Origin of the sequence: Phenylobacterium sp. (genome assembly GCF_030646615.1) — a bacterium.
Lineage (GTDB): Bacteria > Pseudomonadota > Alphaproteobacteria > Caulobacterales > Caulobacteraceae > Phenylobacterium.
In genome coordinates this window covers 1-25,793 of record NZ_JAUSLG010000024.1, presented here as the reverse complement: position 1 = coordinate 25,793, position 25,793 = coordinate 1, and the positions used below count along the sequence as shown (strand labels likewise).

General features: G+C 65.4%; 25 protein-coding genes, 1 tRNA gene and 1 pseudogene. 14 read left to right on the top strand and 13 right to left on the bottom strand.

The window, feature by feature from the left end; genetic code table 11:
- Nucleotides 1-96 precede the first annotated feature (96 nt).
- The 4 genes and pseudogenes from tnpA to Q7S93_RS04200 all read left to right on the top strand — a co-directional run.
- Nucleotides 97-420, top strand: a complete 324-nt coding sequence (gene tnpA / locus Q7S93_RS04215) for an IS66-like element accessory protein TnpA (protein ID WP_304712415.1) — start codon at nt 97-99, stop codon at nt 418-420.
- Nucleotides 417-764, top strand: a complete 348-nt coding sequence (gene tnpB, locus Q7S93_RS04210; RefSeq protein ID WP_304712414.1) for an IS66 family insertion sequence element accessory protein TnpB — start codon at nt 417-419, stop codon at nt 762-764. The genes tnpA and tnpB overlap by 4 nt, the downstream gene beginning before the upstream one ends.
- A 73-nt stretch (nt 765-837) precedes the next feature.
- Nucleotides 838-2,499, top strand: coding sequence for an IS66 family transposase (gene tnpC / locus Q7S93_RS04205; RefSeq protein ID WP_304712413.1), 1,662 nt, complete (start codon nt 838-840; stop codon nt 2,497-2,499).
- A gap of 62 nt (nt 2,500-2,561) precedes the next feature.
- Nucleotides 2,562-3,089 (top strand): annotated as a pseudogene (locus Q7S93_RS04200) (glycerol-3-phosphate acyltransferase); the annotation flags it as partial.
- A 163-nt stretch (nt 3,090-3,252) separates the two neighbouring features.
- Here Q7S93_RS04200 and Q7S93_RS04195 read toward each other — a convergent pair.
- A complete protein-coding gene (locus Q7S93_RS04195; protein WP_304712411.1) occupies nt 3,253-4,821 on the bottom strand; it encodes an ankyrin repeat domain-containing protein in 1,569 nt (522 codons plus the stop codon).
- Nucleotides 4,822-5,100: 279 nt separating this feature from the next.
- On the opposite strand from Q7S93_RS04195, the gene Q7S93_RS04190 reads away from it, so the two are divergent.
- The gene (locus Q7S93_RS04190; protein WP_304712409.1) at nt 5,101-6,258 is read left to right on the top strand and encodes a DegT/DnrJ/EryC1/StrS family aminotransferase; all 1,158 of its coding nucleotides are present in this window, start codon (nt 5,101-5,103) and stop codon (nt 6,256-6,258) included.
- A gap of 163 nt (nt 6,259-6,421) precedes the next feature.
- On the opposite strand, the gene Q7S93_RS04185 is transcribed toward Q7S93_RS04190, so the two are convergent.
- Nucleotides 6,422-6,835: a hypothetical protein gene (locus Q7S93_RS04185; protein ID WP_304712407.1), complete on the bottom strand. Its 414-nt coding sequence runs from the start codon at nt 6,833-6,835 to the stop codon at nt 6,422-6,424.
- Nucleotides 6,836-7,131: 296 nt separating this feature from the next.
- On the opposite strand from Q7S93_RS04185, the gene Q7S93_RS04180 reads away from it, so the two are divergent.
- A complete protein-coding gene (locus tag Q7S93_RS04180; protein ID WP_304712405.1) occupies nt 7,132-7,593 on the top strand; it encodes a hypothetical protein in 462 nt (153 codons plus the stop codon).
- 172 nt (nt 7,594-7,765) lie between these two features.
- On the opposite strand, the gene Q7S93_RS04175 is transcribed toward Q7S93_RS04180, so the two are convergent.
- On the bottom strand, nt 7,766-8,272 hold the full coding sequence (locus tag Q7S93_RS04175; protein WP_304712403.1) for a GNAT family N-acetyltransferase: 507 nt from the start codon (nt 8,270-8,272) through the stop codon (nt 7,766-7,768).
- A gap of 531 nt (nt 8,273-8,803) precedes the next feature.
- On the opposite strand from Q7S93_RS04175, the gene Q7S93_RS04170 reads away from it, so the two are divergent.
- Both Q7S93_RS04170 and Q7S93_RS04165 read left to right on the top strand, forming a co-directional pair.
- Complete coding sequence (locus Q7S93_RS04170; protein WP_304712401.1) at nt 8,804-9,655, top strand: hypothetical protein; 852 nt, start codon at nt 8,804-8,806, stop codon at nt 9,653-9,655.
- 239 nt (nt 9,656-9,894) lie between these two features.
- Nucleotides 9,895-10,875, top strand: coding sequence for a phosphotransferase enzyme family protein (locus Q7S93_RS04165; protein ID WP_304712399.1), 981 nt, complete (start codon nt 9,895-9,897; stop codon nt 10,873-10,875).
- Nucleotides 10,876-11,020: 145 nt separating this feature from the next.
- On the opposite strand, the gene Q7S93_RS04160 is transcribed toward Q7S93_RS04165, so the two are convergent.
- The 4 genes from Q7S93_RS04160 to Q7S93_RS04145 form a co-directional block, all read right to left on the bottom strand.
- Entirely contained in the window at nt 11,021-14,662 is a 3,642-nt protein-coding gene (locus Q7S93_RS04160; RefSeq protein ID WP_304712397.1) for a DEAD/DEAH box helicase, read from the bottom strand.
- The gene (locus tag Q7S93_RS04155; protein WP_304712396.1) at nt 14,662-15,585 is read right to left on the bottom strand and encodes an aminotransferase; all 924 of its coding nucleotides are present in this window, start codon (nt 15,583-15,585) and stop codon (nt 14,662-14,664) included. The genes Q7S93_RS04160 and Q7S93_RS04155 overlap by 1 nt, the downstream gene beginning before the upstream one ends.
- A gap of 331 nt (nt 15,586-15,916) precedes the next feature.
- On the bottom strand, nt 15,917-17,158 hold the full coding sequence (locus tag Q7S93_RS04150; protein ID WP_304712394.1) for a tyrosine-type recombinase/integrase: 1,242 nt from the start codon (nt 17,156-17,158) through the stop codon (nt 15,917-15,919).
- A gap of 135 nt (nt 17,159-17,293) precedes the next feature.
- A tRNA-Ile gene (locus tag Q7S93_RS04145) sits at nt 17,294-17,369 on the bottom strand.
- 145 nt (nt 17,370-17,514) lie between these two features.
- Here Q7S93_RS04145 and Q7S93_RS04140 point away from each other — a divergent pair.
- Nucleotides 17,515-18,264, top strand: coding sequence for an SIMPL domain-containing protein (locus tag Q7S93_RS04140; RefSeq protein ID WP_304712392.1), 750 nt, complete (start codon nt 17,515-17,517; stop codon nt 18,262-18,264).
- Between the two features lie 36 nt (nt 18,265-18,300).
- On the opposite strand, the gene Q7S93_RS04135 is transcribed toward Q7S93_RS04140, so the two are convergent.
- The 3 genes from Q7S93_RS04135 to Q7S93_RS04125 form a co-directional block, all read right to left on the bottom strand.
- On the bottom strand, nt 18,301-18,765 hold the full coding sequence (locus Q7S93_RS04135) for a hypothetical protein (RefSeq protein WP_304712390.1): 465 nt from the start codon (nt 18,763-18,765) through the stop codon (nt 18,301-18,303).
- Entirely contained in the window at nt 18,765-19,121 is a 357-nt protein-coding gene (gene panD / locus Q7S93_RS04130; protein WP_304712389.1) for an aspartate 1-decarboxylase, read from the bottom strand. Before panD ends, Q7S93_RS04135 begins: the two co-directional genes overlap by 1 nt.
- A gap of 132 nt (nt 19,122-19,253) precedes the next feature.
- Complete coding sequence (locus tag Q7S93_RS04125; RefSeq protein WP_304712388.1) at nt 19,254-20,192, bottom strand: alpha/beta hydrolase; 939 nt, start codon at nt 20,190-20,192, stop codon at nt 19,254-19,256.
- Nucleotides 20,193-20,293: 101 nt separating this feature from the next.
- Here Q7S93_RS04125 and Q7S93_RS04120 point away from each other — a divergent pair, with 101 nt between their 5' ends.
- Nucleotides 20,294-21,529 carry a serine hydrolase domain-containing protein gene (locus Q7S93_RS04120; RefSeq protein WP_304712386.1) on the top strand — a complete coding sequence of 412 codons (1,236 nt, stop codon included), beginning with the start codon at nt 20,294-20,296 and terminating at the stop codon, nt 21,527-21,529.
- Between the two features lie 43 nt (nt 21,530-21,572).
- Here Q7S93_RS04120 and Q7S93_RS04115 read toward each other — a convergent pair whose 3' ends face one another.
- Complete coding sequence (locus Q7S93_RS04115) at nt 21,573-21,944, bottom strand: hypothetical protein (RefSeq protein WP_304712384.1); 372 nt, start codon at nt 21,942-21,944, stop codon at nt 21,573-21,575.
- A gap of 96 nt (nt 21,945-22,040) precedes the next feature.
- Between Q7S93_RS04115 and Q7S93_RS04110 the strand changes: the two genes are divergently transcribed.
- Both Q7S93_RS04110 and Q7S93_RS04105 read left to right on the top strand, forming a co-directional pair.
- The gene (locus Q7S93_RS04110; RefSeq protein WP_304712382.1) at nt 22,041-22,661 is read left to right on the top strand and encodes a TIGR02466 family protein; all 621 of its coding nucleotides are present in this window, start codon (nt 22,041-22,043) and stop codon (nt 22,659-22,661) included.
- A gap of 78 nt (nt 22,662-22,739) precedes the next feature.
- Nucleotides 22,740-22,967, top strand: a complete 228-nt coding sequence (locus Q7S93_RS04105) for a flagellar basal body rod C-terminal domain-containing protein (protein ID WP_304712380.1) — start codon at nt 22,740-22,742, stop codon at nt 22,965-22,967.
- Here Q7S93_RS04105 and Q7S93_RS04100 read toward each other — a convergent pair.
- On the bottom strand, nt 22,964-23,590 hold the full coding sequence (locus Q7S93_RS04100; protein WP_304712378.1) for a histidine phosphatase family protein: 627 nt from the start codon (nt 23,588-23,590) through the stop codon (nt 22,964-22,966). The genes Q7S93_RS04105 and Q7S93_RS04100 overlap by 4 nt on opposite strands.
- Before the next feature lie 173 nt (nt 23,591-23,763).
- Here Q7S93_RS04100 and coaD point away from each other — a divergent pair, with 173 nt between their 5' ends.
- Together coaD and Q7S93_RS04090 are read left to right on the top strand one after the other, a co-directional pair.
- A complete protein-coding gene (gene coaD, locus Q7S93_RS04095) occupies nt 23,764-24,324 on the top strand; it encodes a pantetheine-phosphate adenylyltransferase (RefSeq protein WP_304712376.1) in 561 nt (186 codons plus the stop codon).
- A 1-nt stretch (nt 24,325) separates the two neighbouring features.
- A complete protein-coding gene (locus tag Q7S93_RS04090) occupies nt 24,326-25,246 on the top strand; it encodes a serine hydrolase (protein WP_304712374.1) in 921 nt (306 codons plus the stop codon).
- Between the two features lie 65 nt (nt 25,247-25,311).
- Here Q7S93_RS04090 and Q7S93_RS04085 read toward each other — a convergent pair.
- Nucleotides 25,312-25,793, bottom strand: a 482-nt coding sequence (locus Q7S93_RS04085) for a sigma-70 family RNA polymerase sigma factor (protein WP_304712372.1), incomplete at its 5' end; no start/stop codon positions are given.

Here is a 25,793-nt window from a genome sequence, read left to right as displayed (position 1 = left end):
TCGTGAGCCTCCGGTGAGGGCCGCCTTGTCGGGATGAGGTGGATGGCGATGCTGTGCTCGTAAGGACGTCCTTCAGAGCGCTCGTAGCTGCACAGCATGGCCCATATCAGTTTGATCACCGGTCCGGAGCGCCGCCGCAGGTGGCGTGACGAGGAGAAGCTGGCGATCCTGGCCGAGGCGTTTTCGCCAGGTGCGATCGTGACGGATGTGGCGCGCCGGCGCGATGTCGCCACCAGCTTGATCTATCAGTGGCGTCGGCAGGCGGCGGGTGCTGGCTTCGTGGAGGCGGTCGTCGCCGAGCCGGCGCCGCCGAGCAGTGTTGGTCCGGCGATCCAGGTGGAGTTGGCCGGCGCCCGCGTGAGCATTTCCCAGGCGGCGTCGCCAGCCCTGGTGGGCGCAGTGCTCAAGGCGCTGCGATGATACCGATCCGCTCTGGCGTACGGGTTTGGCTCGCCACGGGCCACACGGACATGAGGAAGGGGATGCAGGGGCTGGCCCTGCTGGTCCAGGAGCACCTGAAGCGCGATCCTCATGCAGGCGATCTCTACGTGTTCCGCGGGCGGAGCGGATCGCTGATCAAGATCCTCTGGCACGACGGCATTGGCATGTCGCTCTACGCCAAGCGGTTGGAGCGGGGCCGGTTCGTCTGGCCCTCGACGAGCGGAGGCGCGGTGGCCCTGACCATGGCGCAGATGGGCTACATGCTGGAGGGCATCGACTGGCGTAACCCCCAGCACACCTGGCGTCCGGTCAGCGCAGGATGAGCGGCTAAAATAGTTCGCAGAGCCTGCATTTAGGGGCGCCACACGCGCTCAAAAGTATGATTCCATCAGGGTTATGGAGAGCTTGGCCGCCCCTGTTCCGGATGATCTCGAAGCGCTGAAGGCGGCGCTGGCGAGCATGCAGGCTGAGCGGGATGTGGCACGCGCCGAGGCGGCCGTAGCCATCGCTGAGGCCGCCGCCGCCAAGGCTGAGCGCGCCGACGACCAGGCGCAGATTGCCCATCTGAAGCTGCAGATCGCCAAGCTCAAGCGCGAGCGGTTCGGGACGTCGTCTGAGCGGACCAGCCGGCTGCTCGATCAGCTGGAGCTGCAGCTGGAAGAGCTGGAGGCCAGCGCCACCGAGGACGAGCTCGCCGCCGAGCAGGCCGCAGCCCGGGCGACCACCACGGTCAAGACCTTCACCCGCAAGAAGCCCTCGCGTCAGCCCTTCCCAGAGCATCTGCCGCGCGAGCGCGTCGTGATCGAGGCCCCCAAGACCTGCGCCTGCTGCGGTGGCGCGCGTCTCACCAAGCTCGGCGAGGACGTCACCGAGACGCTGGAGGTGATCCCCCGCCAGTGGAAGGTGATCCAGACCGTCCGCGAGAAGGTCTCCTGCCGCGACTGCGAGGCCATCGCCCAGGCCCCGGCCCCCTTCCATGTCCTGCCCCGCGGATGGGCCGGCCCCAGCCTGCTGGCCATGATCGTCTTCGAGAAGTTTGGTCAGCACCAGCCGCTTAACCGCCAGGCCGAGCGCTACGCCCGGGAGGGCGTGCCGCTCAGCCTCTCGACCCTGGCCGACCAGGTGGGCGGCGTCACCTCGGTGCTGGCGCCGCTGGTCGCGCGGATCGAGGCCCATGTCCTGGCCGCCGAGCGCCTGCACGGCGACGATACGACCGTTCCGGTCCTGGCCAAGGGCCAGACCGATGTGGGCCGATTGTGGACCTACGTACGCGACGATGCCCCCTTCGGCGGGGCGGCGCCGCCCGCGGCGATCTTCTACTACTCCCGCGATCGCAAGGGCGTGCATCCGCAAGGCCACCTGAAGACATGGAGCGGGATCCTCCAGGCCGACGCCTATGGCGGCTACGCCGAGCTCTACAAGCCAGACCGATCTCCAGGTCTTATCGTGGAGGCCGGGTGCTGGGCCCACGCCCGCCGTAAGTTCTTCGAGCTCGCCGACATCGAGACCGCCGAGCGCCAGAAGGCCCGCGGCGAGAAGCCCAAGGCCGTCTATCCCAAGGCTCTGGAGGCCGTGCGCCTGATCGACGCCCTCTTCGCCGTCGAGCGGCAGATCAACGGCGCAAGCCCCGAAGCTCGCCTGGTCGTCCGCCGTGAGCAGAGCGCGCCGATCCTCGCCGAGCTCGAAGCCTGGATGGCCGAGACCCGCCAGCAGCTCACCAGCAGCCACCACATCGTCAAGGCGATCAACTACCTCAAGCGACGCTGGCCCTCCTTCATCCGCTTCCTGGACGACGGCCGCGTCTGTCTCTCCAACAACGCCGCTGAGCGCGCCCTCAGAGGCATCGCCCTTGGCCGCAAGTCTTGGCTGTTCGCCGGCTCCGATCGTGGCGGTCAGCGTGCGGCGGCCATGTACAGCCTCATCGCAACCGCCAAGCTCAACGGCGTCGACCCTCAGGCCTGGCTCGCCGATGTCCTCGCACGCATCAACAACCTACCCGCCAGTCGTCTCGACGAGCTCCTGCCGTGGAACTGGACGCCCACGGCGCTTGCCGCCTAAGCCACTTCCGGAGATTCACAGCCTAGCCGCCGCGGTCCTCACCGGATGCGTACTCCGGGTCCGTCGGTGCGACCAATGCCCTGCGCGTGCTCGGGAAAGGGCCAGCCTTGGCGGTGCTTCTGGTGGACATCCTCAAGGGCGTCGCCGCCATCGCGCTGGTCCGGTGGCTCATGACGTCCCTGCCGGTTGCACCACCAGGCTGGTCCGATAGTCAGACGTGGGGCGCCTGGGCGGTAGCCGCAGCGGGCATCGCCGCCCTTGTTGGACACAGCCGCCCGGTGTGGCTCCAATTCTCGGGGGGAAAGTCAGTCGCCGTAGGGCTCGGCGTTATGCTGGCGCTTGCTTGGCCAGCCGCTTTGGGAGCCTTAGCAGTCTTCGCTCTGGCAATCGCCGTAGCCCGAATTGTGTCACTCGGCTCCATACTGGCCGCGTCAGCCGCGATCATTCTGATCCTTGTAATGGACTATCCGTTTCCCTATCGCGTGCTGATAGTCGCGGGTGGCCTGTATGTGATTGGCCGCCACCATGCGAATATCAGGCGGATCTTCCAGCGAACGGAACCGCGCATTGGACAGACCTCCAGCAGCTAGTTATCGCGATCCACCCCTCTCGGCGGCATAGGGCGTCTGCACTGTAGCGGCCCACCAGGCGATGAGTGCGAGGGCAAGAATGCGCCAAGAACGGACATTAGCGCCAGTCCGGGAAGCGGACCTTCAGCAGTCAGCGCCCTAGACGGACCTGCTTGTTGGGCGATTAGCGCGCACCCAACGATTGTAGATCACCCACGAGAGCGGAGGCTGGCTGAGCCGACTGAACCCATTGAAGCACTGTCCGCCCTTGATAGGTTTCATTGAGGTCCATTCCCGCCTTCGTGAGGGCGCTCAACACCGCTAGGGGGAGTGGCGCCACCGACGCGTTTGGTGCGGGATCATTACGTGCGTTCGTGCCGATCACGGCGAGGAAGGCCAAAGGGGCCTGTTCCGGGTATCGGGTATCATCTCGTGCGCCCTGCTCGATCAGTCGCATGATGATTCGCTGCTGTCGCTCAGCCGTTCGCTGTTCTTCGGTACGCGAGTAGGAGCCACGGTAGGCGTGCTTGACCGCAATGCGTAAGGGCGGGCCTGACATGTTGCCGCCAACTGTGATCCTATTCACATCCGCGCCCGCGCGGATAAACGCCTCGAGAAGGGCCTCGTCCGCCTCGTGGCGCCCCAAAATGACCGAGCCAAGGGGCGTGCCGACGCCGTGGACGTCTGCGCCCTTCGAGATCGCGACCTTGGCCGCCTCCAGGTCGCCAACTCGGGCGGCCGCAACGAGTAGGTCGTCTGGTCGAAAGCTGTTGGATGCGACCAGGACGCTCAGTAGGTCCCGACGGTTCGCCCTCAGCGCGTGCTCATAGGGGAGGAGTACGCGTCGGCCTGGCGGTTCTCGGCTGACGAGTTCACGTAGGATCTGCGGATTGCCGCCTTCTACAGCAGCGATCAACAGGTGCTCGCCCACTCCGTTGATCAGGTGGGGTTCCGATCGGGGCAACATCAGGCGTACTGCGTCCTGGCGCCCCAATCGGATGCCGAGCCAAAGCGGAGTCAACCAAGGCCAGCGCCGCCCCTCTAACTTGGGATACGGATCTGCACCGGCGCTGATAAGAGCCTCAATCACCTCCGGCCTGTCCCGAACGACCGCCCAGGCCAACGGCGTGTAGCCGAACATGTCCAGGGCGTCCGCGGGCTCACCGCTCCGAAGGCGCCGCTCCACTTCCTGCAAGCTGCCTCTGCGAGCTGCTTCGTGGAGGTCGTGCGGCCGCGCTCGCACATCGCGCACTGGAGTAACCTGCCGCAGCACGGCGTCCTGCTTTGGAATGCGATCATCGGCGGGCGTGCTTGGTCGACAAACGTCTGGCGCAGGAAATTGAGGCTCGTTCACCAGCGCTCGGTTGTAGGCAGCCCCGTAGATGTCTAGCTGCCTCTGGCTCTCGCAAACATCGGGCGTGCGTTCGCAATCGTCGGGAACATCACTGATCTCCCTCGTGACGAGGATCTGCTCAGGGTTCGGGTGCAGTATGGCATTGCACGTCAGCCCCATGGGGGCATGAAAGAGGAACCCCACCACCCACACAAAGCGGAAGTCCCCCAGCTGGGCGGCCCGCTTGGCGTCGGCGACTGGGTCTGCTTCCCCGCTCGCAATACGCCGTTGCAGGTCCGACGCTCCGTCCGTCCTGAGTTCAGCAGAAGGATGGGAAACCACAGGGCGAGGCGGACTTGTCGCGTGCGCGAACGAAGCCAACAACAGAGCGCCGAAGAGGCAGGAAATCACGGCCCGCATTAAGCACAAGCTACGTCAGAGTGGTTGGCGAACCAACCTGCAGCGTTTGGTCTCCCGCTAACGACACGACCGTCACGGCCGTTGGCGCCAATCGCCAACATTAGCTCCTAGCCAGATTGCGGATTTTTCTCAGCGAGGAAGGAGGTCCGGTTTCTGGTAGCCTCACGGCGGGTGAAATCGACCCGTTGTCGGACTACAGCTCCTGGCCGGTGAGCGGACGCTCACGTTGACCGTATCGCCTTTGCCGCGCCGCCGTATGATGCCCGTATGCACTGCCGCTTGAAGTTCGACATTGGATGGCGGTCGCTGCTCTGGGCGACCGCTGGCCCGCCGGTTCGCAAGGCGCGGGCGGACCGAGCTTCATTGAAGCTGAGACAGCATTTCCACCAAGGAACGGCTGTTGCCGGCCTTTCGGTCAGAACCATTTTTGACGCGCTCCTCTCCGAACTGGCGCTGCCGGGGGGTTCGACCGTTCTGATGTCTGGCGTCAACGTCCAGAACATGGCCGATATCGTTCGCCAGCACCAACTGGAGGTTCGCGGCGTCGACATAGATCTCGAACGCCTGTCCCCGGCAGCCGGCGCGCTTCTCGACGCTCAACATGACACTGGCGCACAGCTCTGTGTCGTGGCTCACCTGTTCGGCTCCACCAATCGGATTTCCGATGCCGCAAGGCTGCGCGAGAGAGGGGTCTTCGTCGTCGAGGATGCTGCACAGGCGTTCGCAGCCCCCTACCGGGGATGCACGGAGACGGACGTCACCCTCTACAGCTTTGGCCCAATCAAGCGCTGCACAGCACTGGGTGGCGGAGTGGCTGTTTTCCAGAACGCCGACCTGGCCGCTCGCGTGCAGGCGAGATTGGATACCTACCCCCAGCGGAGCGACATCTGGTATCGGCGCCGCGCTTTGAAGTACCTCGTTCTGAAGGCGCTCAGCACTCCCCTCGCGTTTGCCGCGCTCCATCGATCTTTGGCTTGGTTGGGCAGGGACCCCGACGAGTTCCTCGGCGGAATTGCTCGCGGATTTTCTGGTCCATCACTTGTTGAAGCGCTCCGGGCCCGCGCGCCCGCCCGCCTTCTAGCGCTGCTTGCGGCCCAGGTGACCCGAACTGACGACAGCTCGACGCGGGCAGAGCTTTGCCGCGAGGTCCTTGACGGTCTACCAAAGGGCGTTCGGCTGGGCGACGCCGCCGACACACATGCCTATTGGGTCCTTCCGGTGCTCGCTGCCGACCCTGACTCCGTCGTCGCCAGTCTCCGGCGCGCCGGATTCGACGCCACGAGAGGGGCCACAAGCCTTCGGGCGCTTTCGCCGACCGACACACCCGTCGCAACGCGGTTGATGGCCAATATCGTCTATGTCCCACACCCGATCGCACTTGATCGTCACACGCGCGACCGGTTGCGGATGGCAATGGCCGAAGCCTTGGTCAGCTAAGCCTTAGGAGATGTCATCATTAGGTCTCACTAGCGCCACTTGCGGTCATTGGCTGACGGCCGGATTCCGGACATTCCTCAGCCGGGGCAAAGGTCCGGTTGGCGGCCCGCTGCCAGTGGCTGAAGCCTACCCATAGCGGACCTTGGCGCATGGCGTTCGCGGCTTACGATGTTTCCCGCAATGGTGAGCCGTCAGGGAAGTAGGTCGGTATCGGGCGCGGTATGCCGTCGAAGTTCTGACGATCATCTACGTTGCACCAACTTCCCAGAGTCTCTCCCGTGTGGGCGTCCACTACGACGTTGACGGCTTCACAGCCGCCGTGGACGAACTCGGGGAAATCTTGGCGCCGTTCCAAAATGTGCATCCCGGCGGGCGCGTTAGTCCAAATACTTGGTGTTCGCGCATATACAGCCACCCACACTTCGCGCGGTGCAGGAAGCAGGAACGAGTGTGAAGTGCTGAACGGCAGGTCGGCGTCGCTCGTAATCGTCGCAAGCAGATAGTAGCGAACGTAGTCGCCCTTTTTGAGCCGTGCGTCCGGTAGGAGGACGCGCGCATCGACAGTCTCGGCGGGCATATGATTTGGCGCACAGGCGGCGAGAGCCAAAGTGAACGAAAGTGCAGCTAGCTTTGCCATGACGGCATGGTCGCAGATCGAAGGTCCGCTTTCCACCGCTAGGCGACGGTCTGCTCCCCACCCTGCTCGGCGGTTCGGATAGTCCGCTTGTCAGCCTATGGCTATGCGCAGGGGCTCCGCGTCAGGTTGGTGCCATCTGCGGACCTTACCTTGGGGGCCGATATCCGGCACTCGAGCACGCGGACAAGCTTATGATGTCCAGTCGAGGAGACGCACATGCCGTCAGGAGTGATTAAATGGTCCGACGCCGCCCCTTCGACATCGACGGTTATGGAAAGCTCGTCCGGGAACGGCAGTGCTTCGTCTGCGGCTTGGTCTCCGGCGACCCGGCGTTCGCCCATCATGTCGTCTACGAGGATGAGTTTGCGATTGCGTTCCTGAACAAGTACCCCCCCTCGCCGGATATGTTCTGGTCTGCCAAGAGGCTCACCGCACGGAGGTTACGGGCGAATTCTCGCTGGGTGAATACGTTCAATTGCAAATCGTCGTCTACGCGGTTGCAGAAGCCGTTCGCGCAGTTCTTCAACCTGAGCGCATCTACATCATGTCATTGGGTAGCCAGGCTGGAAACGCGCACGTCCATTGGCACGTCGCACCTCTTCCGCCAGGAGTGCCGCCCGAACAGCAGCAGTTCGCCGCGGTCAACGCAGAACGTGCTGGCGTCCTTACGTTCGATGATGGAGAGGCCGAGGCGTTAGCGCTTCAGATCTCGCAGGCCATAGATCGCGGGCTCACGTAGGTGGGCACTTGGCCAGCCCACTGCCCTTGAGAGGGAAAGATCGCGTCAGGGGGCGCCGCCTGCTGACCTATTTGCCTGCCCGCTTGCCGAGTTGCCGGCCTAGGCCGAGCCGTTGCCGACCACCTTACTGGTCAGCCCCGCCATTCGTCAGCCAGCAGGGCATACAGGTGGGTGTCGCGCCAACCATCCCTCACCTTGCGGTCCTTGAGCATCGCGCCCTCCTGGCGCATTCCGAGTTTCTCCAGAAGCCTGACCGAGGCGGCGTTTCGGGCATCGCAGGTCGCCCAGACCCTATGTAGCTCCAGCGTCTCAAATGCGACTGCTAGAACGGCTGACGCCGCCTCGTAGCCGTAACCGACGCCCCACCACGAACTTCCGAAGACGTAACCGAGGTCGGCGCCGTCTTGCCCGTCTAGCCCCAGCCTAACCGATCCAATAACCCGTTCGTTCTCTAGCAGTTGGGCAGCGAGATTGACGTCTCGGCGCGGCCACCGCTCCTGCTCAGCAAGGGTAAGACGAAGTCTCTCGCTGCTGACCTCAGGCGTGTTCGGCCCCCATTCCATGTAGCGGACGGTGCTCTGGTCCGACGCGTATGCGTGAATGTCGTCGAGGTCACCCGCCTGAAACTCGCGCAGCAACAAGCGGGCCGTTCGTATGGGAAACCAGGGCAATGATGCTGAGGTCATGGCGCAGCCTAGCTGGCAGATTGACGGTGATCCACTGCGCCAGGGGGGCCGCGCGCCGCCTCAATGCCTACCAGCCAGACCCCCGCAGGCGGCGCTCTCTCCATTGATGTTCAAGCCGGCCCAGACCCCAGCCCGGCCAAGGTTTGCACAATCCCTGGCGGGGGATCAGCGTCTGATGGGCGCCAGCAGCTGACTCTGGGGGTTTCGCCGAAAGAGGACCTTGGCGGCTGCGAACTCGACGGGTCGAGCTTGGCTCCGATCTTCCATGCCTTCTGGCTGCTTTTCGGCGAACTCCGGCCCGAGTCACGCCCAGCTTAGCCGGACCCGGTGACTGGGCAGATGGTGCACGGGCCGTCCATCTGCGCGCGCTTCGCTTGCCAGCCGCCGTCGCCGGCGCGCCAGTAGCAGAACTTAGGACCCGGGCCGAAAGCAGACTCACCGGTAAGGTAGCGATCGAGCCCAAGCTGACGGAGGTGAGCGAGCATGGCGGACTTGGCGGCGGCTCGGCAGTTTGTTTACCGCGAAGCGCGGTTATTGGACCGATTGGCGCTCGACGCGTGCGTTGGCGATGGAAGCCCGGAGGCCGTTCTCCTCGCGCTACGCGCCTATCAAAATAGAGATGGGGGCTTTGGCAATGCGCTGGAGCCCGATACGCGGACGAGCTCCAGCCAGCCGCTCTACTTCGAGCTCGCTCTTGAATACATGGACGAAGCTGGCAGCTTCGACGCTGAATCGGTGCGGCTGGCGTGCGATTGGCTGGAGAGCGTGCTCGGGCCAGAAGGTGGCGCACCGATCCTCATCGACACCTTCCGTGATGCAGACTTCGCGCCACACTGGGCCGACAATCCGCCGACGCCGGGGATCAATCCAAACGGCGGCATCGCCGGGCTCCTGTGGAAGGCGAGCGTCCGACACCCTGTGCTCGATCGCCTAGACGATTTCTGCTGGCGCAGCCTGGCAGCCCTCAACGGCGCTCACGACGTCAGTGAGGCTCTGGCCTTCCTGGAACACTCGCCCGATCGCAGGCGCGCCGAAGAACTCGCCGAGAGCCTGGTGCGCCAGCTTCCGGATACTCGGATGTTCAAGTCGGATCCGGCCGCTTCGGAGTACGGCCTCGACGCGCTGTTCTACGCCCGCACGCCTCGGGCGTGGGCGGCCCAGTGGCTGGAGCCAGCCCTCATTCGTGGCGCGCTGTCTCACTTGGAGCAGGCGCAACAGGACGACGGCGGATGGCCCATCAACTGGACACCGCCGGGGTCTGCCGCCGTAGCCGAATGGAGGGGTCTGCTTACGGTGCGTGCGGTGCGCGTCCTGCGAGCTTACGGTCGGCTGTGAACCAGCTGACTCGCTAGGGGTCGCCGCGTTCGTGTCCGGTCGGCGCCAGTTCCAGAAGTTGGCGACCAGCCGAATTCCGGACATTGATGAGCGCCCTCCTGGCCTCCGGGCGACTAGGTCGCGCGCCTCCATCCAAAGCAAATTGGCTTGGGCTGATTGGCCGGCGCTCGTTGGGGTGCGCCTTGGAGTGCCGGAAGTTCCTCGACCCGATGCAGCCGTTGCGCCACCCTTGAATGGCTATGAGTCACGCCGCGCCCGCTCCAACGAACGTTGTTCCAGAAGAACTCCTGCACCACTGGGATGTCGGAGCATGGCTTCGGGTGGAAGAGCTATCCGGCGGAGCCGTGAACCGGGTCTTTTCCGTCACCACGACGGGAAAACGCTACGTCCGCCGCAGGTATCGCACGGCCTCGGATGTCCAACTCAAGCGCGAAGCTCAGGTGACAGGATGGGTTCGCCAGCATGGGCTCCCAGCGATTGCGCCGCTATCCTCTCTAACGGGCGAGCGCCACGTTGAGCACGATGGCGTTCTCTACGCTCTGTTCCCATTCGCTGACGGAAGTCAGAAGACAGCCTCAGATCTCACTCGCCAGGACGCGATCGCCGCCGGTGACATGCTTGGGCAGCTGCACAGGTCTATTGCTGAACTGCCCACCGGCGACTTGAAGCAGCCTCGCCTGATGTGGGATGGAAAGGCCTGGGAAGAGCGCCTCCGAGTGTTGGAGCGCGCGATCCTCGAGCGATCTCCCGACGATCCTCAGAGCGACATTGCGCTAGCACGTGTGCGCGCGCAGAGGGCTTGGATGGCGCATCCCGATTGCCGCCACTCTCACGATCTTGGGGCGGCGCTGCAGTTGACCCACGGCGATTTTCACCATGGCAATCTCTTCTTCAACGCCGGGCGCGTTTCGGCCGTCATTGACTGGGAGCAGACGGCGCTCCTCCCCAGAGCTTACGAAGCCATCCGGGCTGCGACATACATGTTCGACTTACAGCGTGACCCGACGGTCGCGTTCCTTTCCAGTTGGCTCCAAGTCACTGGCGCATCGGCAGACGAACTGACGGAGGGCGCCATGGCTTTCTCCGTCGTGCGCGACCACTGGGTTTGGCCCCTGGAAGAAGTCTACCTCTCAGGCAACGACCGGGCGCGGCGCTATATCCCGGCTGCGCCATACGAGCCCTTCAGTTTGCTCCGGGCCGAAATCCAGATGGGATTGTAGCGTCAGGTCGGCGCCACTTGCGGAAGTTGAGGTCAGTGCCGAGAGCAGAGGCTCAACGTCCTATGTTGAACGATGTCGATCACCTGTTAGTCCTAAACCTAGCCGAGGCTGGGGCGTCGCCCTACCCGCCCGAGCAGCCGCTGCGTCAGGCGGGGCGGAATACTCGGGTCACCGTCGGCTCGCCATCGATCGTTACGAGTTCATAGTCACTCCGAGATGGTCGTCCTCCGATTTGCGCCCGCGCGCGGGTGACGGCCAGTTCGAACCCGGCTGGATCGAGCCAAGCGGTCCCTTCGCCTCGCGTCACAGGCATCACGGCATAGCGGCCGCGCTCGCCGGTCGTACCGGTGAGTGCAGCCCGCATCTGGGGTGGAGCCCGGGCTGCGTTCTCCGGGCGCGGCAATGATGCTTGCCAGCGCAGAAAGAACTGCGGATCTATCCGATCCTCGGCGGTCAGATCGTCTTGTTCCTGCTCCAGCCAAGCGTTGAACTCCTGGCGACGGGCGCCGGCGGCGTCACGTGTGGGCGCCAGCCCCTGCGCCAAGCAGAAGGCCACGAAGGGATCGTGCGTGCCCCAGCGCAACAGTTCCCGCGCCCAAAACCCGATCCAAGGCAGACCCGTGGTGTCCTTCCAAGACGCCAAGCTCGGCAAGGTCAGCGCATCGCCCGCGCCTTCAGCCCAGGCTTCAGCAACCACGGCTCCGATCGCCACGCCGAGCCGGAATTCCAGGTTGTCGGCAACAAAGCGTTGCCACGACCGGAGGTCTTCTGGCACAGGACCGGCGACGTCGGGCTCGTTCATCCACCACCCAAGGACGTCGGCCCATCGTTCCAGAAGCGCCTCATCGGCATCGGTCCGCCGGACGCGGAATCCGAAGCCGCGATCCGCCGAGACAAGATCGCCCAGCTCTTGGAACAGATCGATGCGCGTGGTCGGATCAGCCGAACCGTACTCGTCGGCCGCAGCTAGCAACTCGCGCATGCGCCGCGCGACGGCTTCAAACCGCCGCCCGACGGCTGGTGGCAGGCCATATTGATAGAGGCGACGGCGCTCGTCTGGGTCCGGGTAAATGTGCTCGATTATGCCCGCTCCGCGGCGCACGAAAGCCTGCTCCAACCACGCCTCCTGCTCCGTCGCGACCGCAGTGAATGTGGTTTGCCAGAGCGTGATCAGCAGCGCCTCGGCGCGAGCCCGGGTCATGGCTGCCTCGTCGGCCCGAGCGACCTCCTGCAGCGAGGTGAGAAGGATCGCGTCCAGCTCGTCCATGGCGTCCGCCAACCTTGCGGTGCCGTCGCTCGTACCGGTCCCCACGTCTGGACTGACGGCGGTTGGCGCCGTTCTCTCGAGCCAGTCCAGGAAGGCGTCGGGAGCGACGCCAAGTAATCGGTTGGCGCGCTCCCAGATGCGATTCAGAAGTAGAGCAAGCGGGCTCGGCACATCGTCGGCGTCGCGCTCCTCGATCACCAGCGAAGCGCGAAGGCGATCGTAGTCCCTGGCCAGCTCTGCACGCTGACGGCGCTGGGTCGCTATACTCGCGGCGGCTGTGGTGGATATCTGTGTGGGGAGCGCAACGAGCGTCATGCCTTCGATGCCCCGGGACGCGCCCGGCCGGCCAGCGCGGCCAGCCAGATTGCGGAATTCCGACGTGGTGAGCGGCGCGACCACCTGCTGCTCCTCGACCGGGTCCCAGGACCGGCGCTTGAGCGAGGTCAGGAAGATAAGGTCGAACGGCAGGTTGACGCCCTCGGTGAGCGTGGCCGTCGCGACGGTGATCGGGCAGATCCTCCGGTCGATGAGTTCGACCATCAGGCGGCGCAACCGCTGCGGCATCTGCCCATGGCTGGTGGCGATGCCGCGGTCGAGCAGGAAGAGTTCGAAGGAGTCGGCGCCGCAGTAATCCAGGCAGGCCGCCCTCGCTTCGTCGAACCGCGCCCGGAGCGGTTCCTCGGGGGGCTGAAAGCGCATGGCTCCCTGCCAGTCCGCCCGCTCTAGCGCCTCCTTGTACCACCGCATGGTCTGCTCCGGCTCCTGCGCGACTGAGATCAGGATGCGCTGGTCTTCGTCAGCGAGATGCAAGGCCGTCCAGAGTACGCTGAGGCAATTGAAGCGGTTGAGGCTGTTGCGCCACTGAGCGGGCAGTTGGGGCATGACCTCGATCTGTAGGCGCAGATAAACTGCATCTTCCTCGTCGCGCAGGTAGAGCGGGAGACCGTTCATTAGGTCGAGCAGTATGCGCCCCTGGGCGTTCGGTGCCGTTTCGAGCACGCCGATAACTTGGCGGGTGCTGCGGTAGCGGAGGCCGACCGGGTCCGCGTTGGGGCGGCCTTCGACCCAACGCGCGACGGGTCCCGCCGCGCCGCCGGCGACGGCGGTAAGGGCAATCCGAACGACGTCCGGACGTTGCGATAGAATGCGTGAGACGAGGCCTTCCAGGCGGATGGATCGGTTGCTGTGGTCCGAGAAGCTCAAACGCGTGGCTTCGTTGGCCTCTGGAACGACCTGGTGCGCCTCGTCGATGATGAGGAGGCGGAGCCGCGCCATCATCATCTGGCCGAGATAGCGCAGGAGCGCCTCCGCCTTTTCGACGGTGGCGATTAGCACTACGGGCTCTTCGCTGGTGAGCCAGTAGTCGGTGATGCCCCAATCCGCCCCCCCGTAGAGGCCGGTGACGGTGACGTCGCGTCCGAGCTCCGACGTCAGTTTGGCCTCCACCTCACCCGCCAGCGCGCGGGACGGAACTATGTAGAGCGCCAAGGGGCCGAGCAGGCCTTCGTCTTCGCGCAGGAGCAGTTCCTTGATGAGGGCGAGGTTGGCGACCAGCGTCTTCCCCGACCCCGTCGGCGTGCAAAGAGCGAAGGAGTCCTCTTGAAGAAGGCGTTGGAGACCATGTTGCTGCGAGGTCCAGAGGATGCCCCGGCCGCGGCTGAATTGGTCTCGCGCGTAGGCCAAGAGCCGCGGACTCCGCTCAGGCCTCAGCGCTCCGAGGGAGCGTAGAGGCCGGTAGATGGTGGCTGTGACGAAACTGTCGGCCACGTCACGCATGATCGAGATAACGAGCGAGGCGTCGTCGCTGAAGGTGCGGGTCGCCATGGCGTCGAGGGCGTGCAGCTTGTCCATGGCGGTTTCAAGCCGTTCGTCATCGCCGCGACGCAAGCAGTCGGCGACCAGACCCAGGCTCCTGACGAGTTCGACGCTGAAGGCCCAGGAAACGGTCGGCGGCGCCTCCCCCTCAGGTGCCTTGCCGCGCATAGCGGCGATCAGCATTGCGCCGGCGTCGATCGTAGTGAGATCGGCGTGGCGTCGCCAAAACATGGCCGCGCGCTGCAGTACGCCGTCGAAGTCCGCACGAAGAAAGGCGCTGTAGAGCCGGACGCCGATGTGTTCAGACCGCATTTGCGACAGGAGTCCTGACGCCATCGCCGGCAGCCCACCGAGCTGATAGGCCCCTGCGGCGAGCAGTTCGATCGGAGCGACCTCACGGATCACGTCGTCGCCGCGGGACAACCATTCGAGGATTTCACCGCTGCGGCGATAGCAGTCGATCGCGCGCAGTGACGACGGGCCTTCGATGGAGCGAAAGATGTGAGCCGCGTGGAGAAGCCGGCGGGCGTCTGCAATCTGGCGGGCCGAATCGCGCTCCGACCACTGGATCGTCGGGACCTGCCAAGTCGCCTGTAGGCAGCGGACATAGGTTCTGGCCTGGGCGCGGCTGAGCTGGTTTTCAATACCCAGTTCGCGCCTGACGCGTTCGGCGGCTTCTAGCCGGTCTTGATCCCGTTCCGGCATCAGGCGCCCTGCCACAGGGTGGAGTAGAGGTCGTCGATGAGCGCGTCACCGCCGTCAAGGATGACTTCTACGACTTGGAGATCGTGCGGCGCGGTGTACTCCGTTGGCGGTTGCTCCCAGGGGATCAGCACGCTGGCCGGCTCCCGCCGCCTCGCCCCATTCCCAACGATTAGCACCAGGTTCGTGCGTCCCGGCGGCGGGCCCTGACCAAAGACGGCCCGATCGATTGATAGAATGGCGTTGGCGTGCCCGTCGGGATCCCGCTGCTCCAGGAGTCTCTGCAGTTGCCGGAGGCCGTGCGGGATGGGGGAATCACGATTCACCTCGAACCAGATTCCACGTCCGTTGTGGACCATCTCGCCGATGTCCTCGTCCTCTTCCTTGGGGCCGAGCAGGAGGCTTGCGACAACGGAGTCGGTGAGCGACTTCCGCCATTTGGCCTCTCCCGCGATCACCCGCACGAGCTCGCCTTGCGCGTTCAGGGCGATGCCGATGAAGTCCGAGCCGTGGCGACCATAAATCTCACGTGTGCGCGCGGGATCGAAACGAAGCGCCCACAGATACTTTTCGACGTCGTCATGCTCACGAAAGAGGAAGATCGGCACGCGCCACGCGTGGCGGCCGACAAACTCGTCCTGATAGGCCTCGGTGACCAGGCCAGCCACGACCTCACCGAACAGGCCGCGCTGGGCCTTCGACGGCAGGCAGGCCGGATAGCAGACTGGAGGCGGCCCCCCGGCGGCGTCCGGGTGAAGGGAAATCCCGACTTGGGCGTGAAAATATTCTTGGGCGTCAAGGTGAGCAGACTCGAAGTAAGGGCGCAGCGCATCGACGAGATCGTCGTTGATCTCGCTCTTCTGCTCGAGAAGCAGGTGGCCGTAGTTCTGCTCCACGGTCCCGTAAGCTTCGAGCCATTCGTTCAAGGCGGCGGTCGGTGGAGGGCACGTGTGCATCGGTCAAGCTTAGAGGAAAGATGCTCGCCCGCCACCTGCGGCTGTTCGGAGTGCGGGGGCGTGCTGCAGCCGCCGAAAGCAGACCTCCCCAACGGCACCAACGAGCCCAAATTGGCAGTTGCGCAGCGCCTCTAAGACGCGGCTGCCGCCTTGCCGCATAGCGGACCTCCCGAACTTCGGCTCAGAGCCCGACCTAGCCCTTCTGGCTTAACCGATAGACCGTGCCGGGAAGCGGACATCCCGGAGGGCTGCTAGGAGCCCATCTGAGACCTCAAATGCGGCTTGGCCGAGACCCCCGCGGCTACTCTGAGCTGGTCACCAGATTCGTCACCTTCTCCAAGTGATCGGACCACCAGCGCATCATAGTGCGGCGTCCGCTGAGCCATTCAGCGGCGTTGTAGATTGAGCGAATATCACCCTCAGCGTGGGCAAGTTGGAGCTCGATCCAGTCTCGGTTGAACTCCTGTTCATTGAGGACGGTGGAGGCCGTCGAGCGGAACCCGTGCACGGTCGCTCGACCATGGTAGCCCATGCGATAGATCGCATAGATCATCGTGTTCTCCGAGATCACACCGCTGCGGGTCGGGGCCGGGAATAGGAGCTCGGAACGGCCAGCAGCTTCCCTGATTTCAGCCAAAATTTTGACCACCTGCGGCGTCAGGGGCACCAGGTGGTCACGACGCATTTTCATGCGGGCCGCAGGAACTCTCCAAAGCGCGCCCTCCCCTTCCAGGTCCTCGAACTCCGACCAGCGCGCGAAGCGAACCTCGGACGTGCGGACGAAGGTGTGGATCAGTAGTTCGAGGGCGAGTTTCGTTTGCGCCGCGCCGTTGTAGACGGCGAGGTCTTGCATGAACTGCGGAAGGTCCTTCGGGAGGATGGCGGAGCGCCGCTTGGCCGGCGGTGCGCTCTTCAAGGCTCCGCGGAGGTCGGCGGCGGGATCCCGAGGACATACCCCCAAAGCGACCCCGTATCGGAAGATCGCGCTGGCCATCTGCAGCACTCTACGAGCCATTTCCGGCGCCCCTCGGCCCTCAATGCTTCGGATCGTTGAGAGCAACTCGACGGGCTCAATCTCAGCGATGGGCCGACGCCCCAGATAGGGGATCAAATCGGCATCCAGGCGCGCCTTCAGCCGATCTGAATAGCTGGGCACCCACCCGTCCTTGCGGGCGTCAAACCACTCACTGGCCACCGCCTCAAAGGTGTTCGAGGCCGCCATCCTGTTCCGGGCTTTCGCGACTTTGCGTTCATGGGCTGGGTCCATGCCTTTTGCTAGCAGCTCACGTGCATCATCCTTCGCTCGGCGCGCCTCTCGGAGCGACACAGTCGGGTAGGCCCCGAGCGCCAGGAGTTTCTGCTTTCCACCGAAGCGATAGCTGAAGCGCCATAGGCGTGATCCGCTGGGGTTCACGAGTAGGAATAAGCCCTCAAAATCACTGAGTTTCCGGGGCTTCGAATCGGGCTTAAGGCCGCGCAGTTGGGTGTCGGAAAGAGGCATGGTGTTGGTATCGCGCGCCAGTCTGCTGGTATCAACCCACACGCATACCATCAACGAATGCGGATGCGGGTGAAACACGATGGGACGACCTTGAGGCACAAAACCCGGAAAACGGCTGTTAATCAGCTATTTACCGCGTCCGGTTGGATCAAAGATGAACATCGCGAAACGCCCCGCTGGTGGGCCCGGCAGGACTCGAACCTGCAACCAGACCGTTATGAGCGGCCGGCTCTAACCATTGAGCTACAGGCCCCATCAGCGGAGGCTTGCGGTTAGCATGGGCTGCACGCGGCTTAAAGCTCCGGTTCAGGTTCGGCTTGCGAGGGTGGAACGCCAAGGCCGTCGCGGCGCTTTCCGCTGTGGCCTATGGTCAAGTTTCAAATGGACTGGAGATTTCGATGAAGACCCTCCTGCGCGCTGGCGTGCTCAGCCTGAGCCTGGCGGCCCTGGCCCCTGCAGCCCTGGCCCAGACCACCCCGGCCCCCGCCGCGCCGGCGGCGGACTCCATGTTCCGCGCCACCACCCTCAACCTGTCCGGCGTCGGCGAGGTCGATGTGGCCCCCGACATGGCGACCATCAGCCTGGGCGTGCAGACCGAAGCCCCGACCGCTCAGGCGGCGATGCAGGCCAACGCCCAGCAGATGACCCGGGTCATGACCGCCCTGAACCGCGCGGGGATCGCGGCCCGCGACATCCAGACCTCGAACCTCAACCTGAACGCCCAGTACGACTATGTGGAAAACCAGCCGCCGCGCCTGCGGGGCTATCAGGCCAGCAACCAGGTGACCGTGAAGGTGCGTGACCTTGCCCGTCTCGGCGCCGCCGTGGACGCCACGGTCAGCGCCGGCGCCAACCAGATCAACAGCATCAGCTTTGGCCTGAACGACCGGAGTCAGGCCGAGAACGCCGCCCGCCAGGCCGCCGTCCGCGACCTGCAGGCCAAGGCCCAGCTCTACGCCCAGGCCACCGGCCACCGGGTGGGGCGTCTGGTCACCCTGAGCGAAGGGACCAGCTATTCCGTCCCCCAGCCGCCCATGCCCTACATGGCCATGGCGCGCAACGAGAGCATGAAGGACTCGACGCCGGTCTCCGGGGGCGAGCTGACGGTGCGGGTGGATATTTCGGGTCTCTATGAACTGACCCGCTAAGGATTAAGGCCTTCGCTCCTCCGAGGGAGCGGAGGCCTATTCCAGGCCGGCGGCGGCGAAGGCGCTGGCCAGGCGGTCGGCCATGATCATGCCTGGCAAGGCGCGCTGGCCTTCCATCACCGCGGCGAAGACCAGGTCTCGTCCCGCCACGGGGCCAGCGGCCCAACCGACGCTGCGCGAGCCGTCGGCGGCGGTGGGGCAGCTGGTCGCCACCCCCTCGGCGGTGGGATCAAGACCCTTCAGGAGATCGGCCACGGTCCGTCCAGCCTGGTCCCCGCAACCGGGATAGGTGCGGGCGCAGACCGTGTTCGTGCCATAGCGATAGACGATCTTGGTCGAGCCGGCCTCGGCCACCAGAACGCAGGTGGAGGGATCGCCGATCCGTTGGCCGATCTCACGATCCAGAACCGAGGTGTCGACCCCTTCGGGGCCGGCGGGCGAGCAGGCGAAGATCAGCAGGGCGGCCGCCGAAAGGGTGATCGTGGCGGCCCAGCGGACCATCAGGCCGCCTGCTTCATCTCGTTGCCATCGCCCAGCAGCACCACCGTAGGGGCGTAGTTGCGGGCTTCCTCGGCTGGCAGCAGGCCATAGGTCACCACGATGACCTTATCGCCCTTCTGGACCAGGCGGGCGGCCGCGCCGTTGACGCCGATCACCCGCGAACCCCGGGGAGCTTCGATGGCGTAGGTGGTGAAGCGGGCGCCGGTGGTGATGTTCAGCACATCCACCTGCTCGTGCGGCAGGATGCCCGAGGCGTCCAGCAGATCGCGATCGATGGCGATGGAGCCTTCGTAGTCCAGGTCGGCCTGGGTCACCGTCGCACGGTGAAGCTTGGCCTTCATAAGGGTGACCAGCATGGGCGGTGGGCGTCCTTGCGTTCACGAGAACTGACAGGCCCGCCAGCCCGAAGGCCGATGGGGAAAAGGCATATACGCATTTCAACCCGCCGGTTCAATTACCGCGTTGCAACACCCTGCCCCAAGGGCAACCTAGGGTGACCCGAGGCTGGATAAGGGTTGGTCGATCTGGGGCGCTGCACCCAAAGCCACATTGTCCCGCCCGATCTGGGTCTGGGCCTTGAGAAAGGCGGCCATCTCCTCCAGCACCGGCGCCCGGCCCCGCAGGGGGCGCGACAGGGCAAGCAGCACGCCGGCATGCCCGAGATCGGGATAGACCCGCGTCTCCACCGCCACCCCGCGCTCGCGCAGAGCGCCGGCGAGCGCCTGCGTATTGCGCGGCAGGACCACCGTGTCGCTGTCGCCCGTCGCCAGGAAGACCGGCGGCGCGCCAGGCCGGACCTGGTTGACCGGCTGAGTGGCTTCGAGGTCGCCTGCGCCGCCGAAGACCGCCTGCGTCGTCCGCCCTTCGAGCGGCAGGAAATCATAGGGACCGGCCAGGCCGGCCACAGCCCGGATGCGCTGCGGATCAACGTCGGCATCGCGCAGATAGCTGTCGTCCAGGCCGAGCATGATGGCGTTATAGGCGCCGGCGGAATGTCCGATCAGGACGATCTTCTGCGGATCGCCGCCATAGCGGGCGGCGTTCTCCACCGCCCAGGCCACCGCCAACGCGCCGTCGGCCAGGAACTCCGGATAGGTGACATCGGGATAGAGGCGATAGTCCGGATTGATCGCCAGGAACCCTTCGGCCGCCAGCGCCCGCCCGACCCAGCCATAGTCCTGGCGGCGTCCATCGGTCCACGACCCGCCATAGAAGAAGATGGCCACGGGCGCAGCCTCCGCGCCGCCGGCTGGCGCATAGACATCCAGCCGCTGGCGAGGATCAGCCCCATAGGCCAGGCCCTGGCCCTCCCGGCTGGCCGGATCGGTGGGCGTCAGTGTGGCGAAGGCGGTCAGGGGCGAACACGCGCCCAGACTGACGGTCAGGCCGAGGGCGACCAGTAGGGGGGCGAGAGGCGGCAGGGTCATGGCGGACTTGAGGCTCCGGGTTCGGCTTGACGCGAGCCTGCGCGCCCGGCGGTATGGCGGACGAACAGGACATACAAGAACGCTACGAAGGGACGAAACGAATGGACGGCGGCTTTTCCTCAAACGGCCTTGAGGCCATCGGTCCGGCGCTGCAGGGCGTTGTGGACGCCGGCGACCTGTCGGGCTTCGTCACTTTGGTCTGGCGCAAGGGTGAGGTGGTTCGGGTCGATACGGTCGGGCATCGGGACGTCGACGGCGGCAAGCCCATGACTCGCGACACCCTGTTTCGCATCGCCTCGATGACCAAGCCGATCACCTCTGTGGCGGCCCTGATGCTGATGGAGGAAGGCCGGCTGAAGCTGGACGATCCCATCACCCGCTGGGCGCCGGAATTTGCCGACATGCAGGTTCTGGCCTCCCCCACCGGCCCGCTCGACGACACCGTGCCGGCCGCCCGCGACATCACCATCGAAGACCTGATGACCCACAGGGCAGGCCTGGCCTATGGCTTCACCTCCATGGGTCCGATCGCCCAGGCCCACGAAAAGGCGCTCGGCCCCGCGCTTGGCACGCCGCTCGCGCCGGACGAATGGATGAAGCGCCTGGGCGAGCTCCCCCTCAGCTTCCAGCCCGGGGAACGGTTCCACTACAGCCACGCCACCGATGTGCTCGGCTTCATCCTTGGCCGGATCGAGGGCAAGCCCTTCGACCAGGTCCTGCAGGACCGTATCTTCGGCCCCCTGGGCATGACGGACACCGCCTTCCACGTGCCGCCTGAGAAGCTGGATCGCGCGGCCAAGCTCTATCGGATCAACCCTGAGACTGACGCCATGGAGGACGTCTCCTTCCCCTACTATCAAGCGCCGCCGGTGTTCGCGGCCGGGGGCGGCGGACTGGTCTCCACCGCCGACGACTATCTGAAATTCGCCCGCCTGATGCTGGGCCAGGGCGAGGTCGACGGCGTGCGCCTGCTGAAAACGCAGACGGTGGAGATGATGACCGCCGACCGGCTGACCCCGGCCCAGAAGGAAATTCCCTTCATGGGCATCCCGTTCTGGATGGGCCAAGGCTTTGGCCTGGGGGTGTCGGTGATCACCGATCCGGTGAAACAGGCCTGGATGGGGGCGGGCAATGCCGGCGCCTTCGGCTGGCCCGGCGCGTTTGGCACCTGGTGGCAGGCCGATCCGCAGGCCGATCTGGTCTTGATCTATCTGATCCAGAATTCCATGCCGCTTGGCCCTGAAGCCGCCGCCCAGCTGGCCACGGGCCAGCGCATGGGCGGCCGCGCCGCCCTGCCGGTGTTCCAGAAGATGGTCTACGGCGCCCTGTCAGGCTGAAGCGCCAGCCCCGCCCCTCGATGAGGCGGCGGGGCTGAACCGTCTAGCCCCGCGGGGCGACGCAGATGGGCTTGCCCTCGAACAGGTCGCCCATCAGGCTGCCGTCACGGGCCGCCTCGCGGCGGACGGCATAGAGGGCGTTGTTTTCCGCCGGCGCGCTCTGGCCCGGACCGCAGACGGCCACGTCCGTGCGCATGCCCTGCGGACAGCTGCAGATGTCTTCACGCTGGTCGAGGCGGCTGGACGGCACCTTGCAGACCACCGGAAGCAGGCCGCCGCTCACATCGAGGCAGACCTGAGTCTTGGTCGGCGGGTTGCTGTGGCTTGAGCCGGCATGGGGGTTGGGGCCCTGGGCGTGGGCGGCGCCGGCCAGCGCCAAGGCGGCGAGGCCAGCCAAAAGAGAGACGCGTTTCATGTCAAAGTCCTCCAGACTACCGATAAGCCACGGAAATATGGCGCGTTTCAGGCCTTTGGCTTCCCATGCGCTACGGCCTGATGTAAGCGCCCGACCATGAGCCTGCGCCCCCTCTTCGTCACCCAGGTCTATCAGGCGAGCCTCGCCGAAGAGCGGGACTTCGCGCCCTTTAACGACGAGCTGGACGAAGCCGTTCAGATGCTGGCGGCCGAGGACGCCGCCGGCCGGGCCTGGTCCAAGGCCAACAACTATGGCGGCTACACCTCCTACGCCTCCCTGGATGACCTGCCCCACCGGGCGACGGTCTTCGGGATCCTGAAGTCCAAGCTCGACCGCCATGCCAAGGCCTACGCCCAGGCGCTGAACCTGGATCTGGGCGCGCGCCGGCTCAAGCTCGACAGCCTGTGGGTCAATCTACTGAAGCCCGGCGCCGGCCATAGCGGCCACATCCATCCCCATAGCGTGCTGTCGGGCACGGTCTATGTGCGCACCCCGCCCGGCGCCAGCGCGCTGAAGCTGGAAGATCCCCGACTGCCCCTGATGATGGCCGCTCCGCCCCGCCGGGCCGACGCGCCGGAGGCTGAGCGCAGCTTCGTCTATCTGCAGCCCGAGCCCGGCACGATTCTGATGTGGGAGAGCTGGCTGCGCCACGAGGTGCCGGCCAACGCCGCCAAGACCCCGCGGATCAGCATCAGCTTCAACTACGGCTGGCGATAAAAAAACGGCGTTCACCATTCTTGCAAGCGGGAGCTTAACCGCAGGGCATGCAGGCTATGGGCGCAGGAGAACCCGCCCATGGACCCGATCGCCACCGCCAGCTACGGCATGCTCGCCGCCAGCCGCCGCTTCGAAGCCTCCGCCCAGCGCACCGCGACCATGGGCGTCGAAGGCTCGACCACGAGCTACGAGCAGGAGGCGGTCGAGCAGATCACGGCCAAGCACCAGTTCAAGGCCAACCTCGCCACCATCGGCGCAGCACAGGACATGTGGGACGCCCTGCTGCGCCTGCAGGAGCGCCGCTAGACCGCAGGTCGCATGGCCAGTCCGGCCCACCTCGGATCAGTGGTGATCGTGTCGATATCGCCCCAGCCGTCGCCGACCAGCCGCAACGGCGCGACCTCAAGCAGCAGATAGCCGCCGCCGCTGGGATTGGGTGACTTCGCCTCCTGGCCGATGGCGACATTCTGCAGCGCCGCTGTCAGCAATTGGCCGACGCCCCCATGGGACACGACGACGGTGAGACCGGGCGCGGCCTCATCGGCCACCCGCGCCATCGCCGCCAGGATCCGGTTCTGGGCGTCACGGGCGGTCTCCCAGCCCAGCACGCTGATATCGGGATGGGCGAAGAACTCGGCCACCACCTCCCAGAACCGCGGCGGGGCGATATAGCCGGTGGCCGACCGGTCGTTCTCCCCCAGCTGGGCGTCCACATGATGCGGCGCGTTCAGCCGCGCCGAGAGGATCGCGGCTCCGTCCATCGCCTTCTGCTCATCGCTCGACCAGACCGCGCGAAACGGCAGACTGGCCATGGCCTCAGCCAGGGCTTCCATGCGCGCCCGCCCCTTGGCCGACAGGGGCCAGCGGGGCACCGGGACGGCCGGATCGATGACGACCTCGGGGTGGGTGACGAAGAGGATCTGGGCCATGACACGCTCAAGCTGGGGCGTGTCTTTTTGCGACAAAGCCTGGCCCCGCGCCAGTCTCCCACACACCCGGATCGAGCCGACAATCGGGACGCCGTCCGCTTTGCGCGAAGAACCCGCCTTGCGTCGGCGGGTGGGTCATCGGAGGCTGCCCCCCTGACCCACAGGTGTTTGCGATGCAGTTGAACAAGGCCAAGCGGACGAAGGCCCTCTATGCGGGCTCGTTCGACCCCGTCACCCGCGGCCATCTCGACATCATCCGCAAGGCGCTGACGACCTTCGACGCCGTCCATGTGGCCGTCGGGACCAATGTGAGGAAGCAGCGGGCCTTCAGCGTGGAGCAGAGCACCGAACTCATCCGCAGTTCCGTGCTCGACCTGTGGCCGGACGCCGGCGCGATCCTTGGCCAATCGCTGGAGGTCGGCGAATACGCCCGCCAAAGCCTTGTCCGCTATGCGCGCGACATCGGCGCCACCCACATCGTCCGCGGCCTGCGCGAGGCCACCAACTTCCACGAAGAGTTCAATCTCCACGGCCTGGCCGAGCGGCTCGATGCCTCGATCCCGATGGTGCATTTCATCTGCGACGCCCAGTTCCTGCACATCTCCTCCAGCACCGCCAAGGAGCTGGAATCCGTCGGCGAAGACATCAGCTGGCTGGTCATGCCGTCGGTGGAGGCGGCCTTCCGCGCTCGAAGAGCTGGAGCCCATATCGGCGCAGATGGAAGGAGGGGCTGAGATGCCAGAGCTCACCGACTCCCCTGGTGTGATCGCTCGCCGCTTTCAGGACGCCGGATGCGACGCCGCACTCCATGCTCTTGACCTGCAAAGCGGCGCTGAACTCAGCCTGGACGCGGATCAGCCGGTCGTCCTCGCCTCGGTGTTCAAGGTTTTCATCGCCTTGGAATTCTATGCGCAGGTTTCCGCTGGCCTTATCGACCCTGCTGAACGCCTTGAGTTGGACCCTAAATCCCTCACCGCCGGCCCGACCGGCCTGTCCATCTTCTCCGATCCGGCGGTGCTCTCGTGGCGGGACCTCTGCCTGCAAATGATGAGCGTCAGCGACAACGCGGCGACCGACCTGCTGCTGGCTCGGGTCGGGATTCAGCAGGTCAATGCACGCCTGCGCGCCTGCGGATGCTCACACAGCGTCGTCGTGCACGATCTGCGGACCATGTTCGACGAGATGGCCATCGATATCGGCTTTTCCGACTATGCCCATCTGGCGGCCGCCCGGTCGGGCGACCTCGGCAGGGCCGCGATGGCCCAAAGCTATGACGCAGCTCGGGTCGATTCCGCGGCGGCCTTCGATGCGGCGCGGACAAATCGCTCCACGCCCCGGGAGATGACCCGCCTATTGCGCGCCATCTGGCGGGATGAGGCCGCGCCGCCCGCGGCCTGCGCCAGCGTGCGAGCCGTCATGGCGCAGCAGGTCAGCAGTCGCCTGGGACGCGATCTTCCCGACGGCGCCATGGTCGCCGGGAAGACCGGCAGCCTGACGGGACGGGTCCGCAACGAGGTCGGAGTGATCACCCATGCCGATGGCCGCGCCTTCGCCGTAGCTGTGTTCACGCGCGCCCATCGGCCTTTCGAGCGGGTCGCCAGCATCGAGGCGGCTATTGCAACAAATGCGTCGGCCGCGATCGCCGCGTTGCGATAGCCGCACACATCTGGCGCCGGCGGCCAACGAAAAACCCCGCCGTTTCCGGCGGGGTTTCTGAGGTCCTAGCTGTCGAGGAAGCTTCGCAGCTTCCGCGAGCGGCTCGGATGCTTGAGTTTGCGCAGGGCCTTGGCCTCGATCTGGCGGATACGTTCGCGGGTGACGCTGAACTGCTGGCCGACCTCTTCGAGGGTGTGGTCGGTGTTCATGCCGATGCCGAAACGCATGCGCAGCACGCGTTCTTCCCGCGGGGTGAGCGAAGCCAGCACCCGGGTGGTGGTTTCCCGCAGGTTCGACTGGATGGCCGCGTCGATAGGCAGGATGGCGTTCTTGTCCTCGATGAAGTCGCCCAGGTGGCTGTCTTCCTCGTCGCCGATCGGCGTCTCGAGGCTGATCGGCTCCTTGGCGATCTTCAGGACCGTGCGCACCTTTTCCAGCGGCATGGCCAGCTTTTCGGCCAGCTCTTCCGGAGTCGGCTCACGGCCGATCTCGTGCAGCATCTGGCGCGAGGTGCGGACGATCTTGTTGATCGTCTCGATCATGTGCA

Bases quoted from the DNA above. Each gene is read 5' to 3' on its own strand.
- tnpA (WP_304712415.1), top strand. From the start codon at position 97: ATGGCCCATATCAGTTTGATCACCGGTCCGGAGCGCCGCCGCAGGTGG.
- tnpB (WP_304712414.1), top strand. From the start codon at position 417: ATGATACCGATCCGCTCTGGCGTACGGGTTTGGCTCGCCACGGGCCAC.
- tnpC (WP_304712413.1), top strand. From the start codon at position 838: ATGGAGAGCTTGGCCGCCCCTGTTCCGGATGATCTCGAAGCGCTGAAG.
- Q7S93_RS04195 (WP_304712411.1), bottom strand. From the start codon at position 4,821: ATGCGGGCCGTGATTTCCTGCCTCTTCGGCGCTCTGTTGTTGGCTTCG.
- Q7S93_RS04185 (WP_304712407.1), bottom strand. From the start codon at position 6,835: ATGCCCGCCGAGACTGTCGATGCGCGCGTCCTCCTACCGGACGCACGG.
- Q7S93_RS04180 (WP_304712405.1), top strand. From the start codon at position 7,132: ATGGTCCGACGCCGCCCCTTCGACATCGACGGTTATGGAAAGCTCGTC.
- Q7S93_RS04170 (WP_304712401.1), top strand. From the start codon at position 8,804: ATGGCGGACTTGGCGGCGGCTCGGCAGTTTGTTTACCGCGAAGCGCGG.
- Q7S93_RS04165 (WP_304712399.1), top strand. From the start codon at position 9,895: ATGAGTCACGCCGCGCCCGCTCCAACGAACGTTGTTCCAGAAGAACTC.
- Q7S93_RS04160 (WP_304712397.1), bottom strand. From the start codon at position 14,662: ATGCCGGAACGGGATCAAGACCGGCTAGAAGCCGCCGAACGCGTCAGG.
- Q7S93_RS04140 (WP_304712392.1), top strand. From the start codon at position 17,515: ATGAAGACCCTCCTGCGCGCTGGCGTGCTCAGCCTGAGCCTGGCGGCC.
- Q7S93_RS04135 (WP_304712390.1), bottom strand. From the start codon at position 18,765: ATGGTCCGCTGGGCCGCCACGATCACCCTTTCGGCGGCCGCCCTGCTG.
- panD (WP_304712389.1), bottom strand. From the start codon at position 19,121: ATGCTGGTCACCCTTATGAAGGCCAAGCTTCACCGTGCGACGGTGACC.
- Q7S93_RS04125 (WP_304712388.1), bottom strand. From the start codon at position 20,192: ATGACCCTGCCGCCTCTCGCCCCCCTACTGGTCGCCCTCGGCCTGACC.
- Q7S93_RS04120 (WP_304712386.1), top strand. From the start codon at position 20,294: ATGGACGGCGGCTTTTCCTCAAACGGCCTTGAGGCCATCGGTCCGGCG.
- Q7S93_RS04115 (WP_304712384.1), bottom strand. From the start codon at position 21,944: ATGAAACGCGTCTCTCTTTTGGCTGGCCTCGCCGCCTTGGCGCTGGCC.
- Q7S93_RS04110 (WP_304712382.1), top strand. From the start codon at position 22,041: ATGAGCCTGCGCCCCCTCTTCGTCACCCAGGTCTATCAGGCGAGCCTC.
- Q7S93_RS04105 (WP_304712380.1), top strand. From the start codon at position 22,740: ATGGACCCGATCGCCACCGCCAGCTACGGCATGCTCGCCGCCAGCCGC.
- Q7S93_RS04100 (WP_304712378.1), bottom strand. From the start codon at position 23,590: ATGGCCCAGATCCTCTTCGTCACCCACCCCGAGGTCGTCATCGATCCG.
- coaD (WP_304712376.1), top strand. From the start codon at position 23,764: ATGCAGTTGAACAAGGCCAAGCGGACGAAGGCCCTCTATGCGGGCTCG.
- Q7S93_RS04090 (WP_304712374.1), top strand. From the start codon at position 24,326: ATGCCAGAGCTCACCGACTCCCCTGGTGTGATCGCTCGCCGCTTTCAG.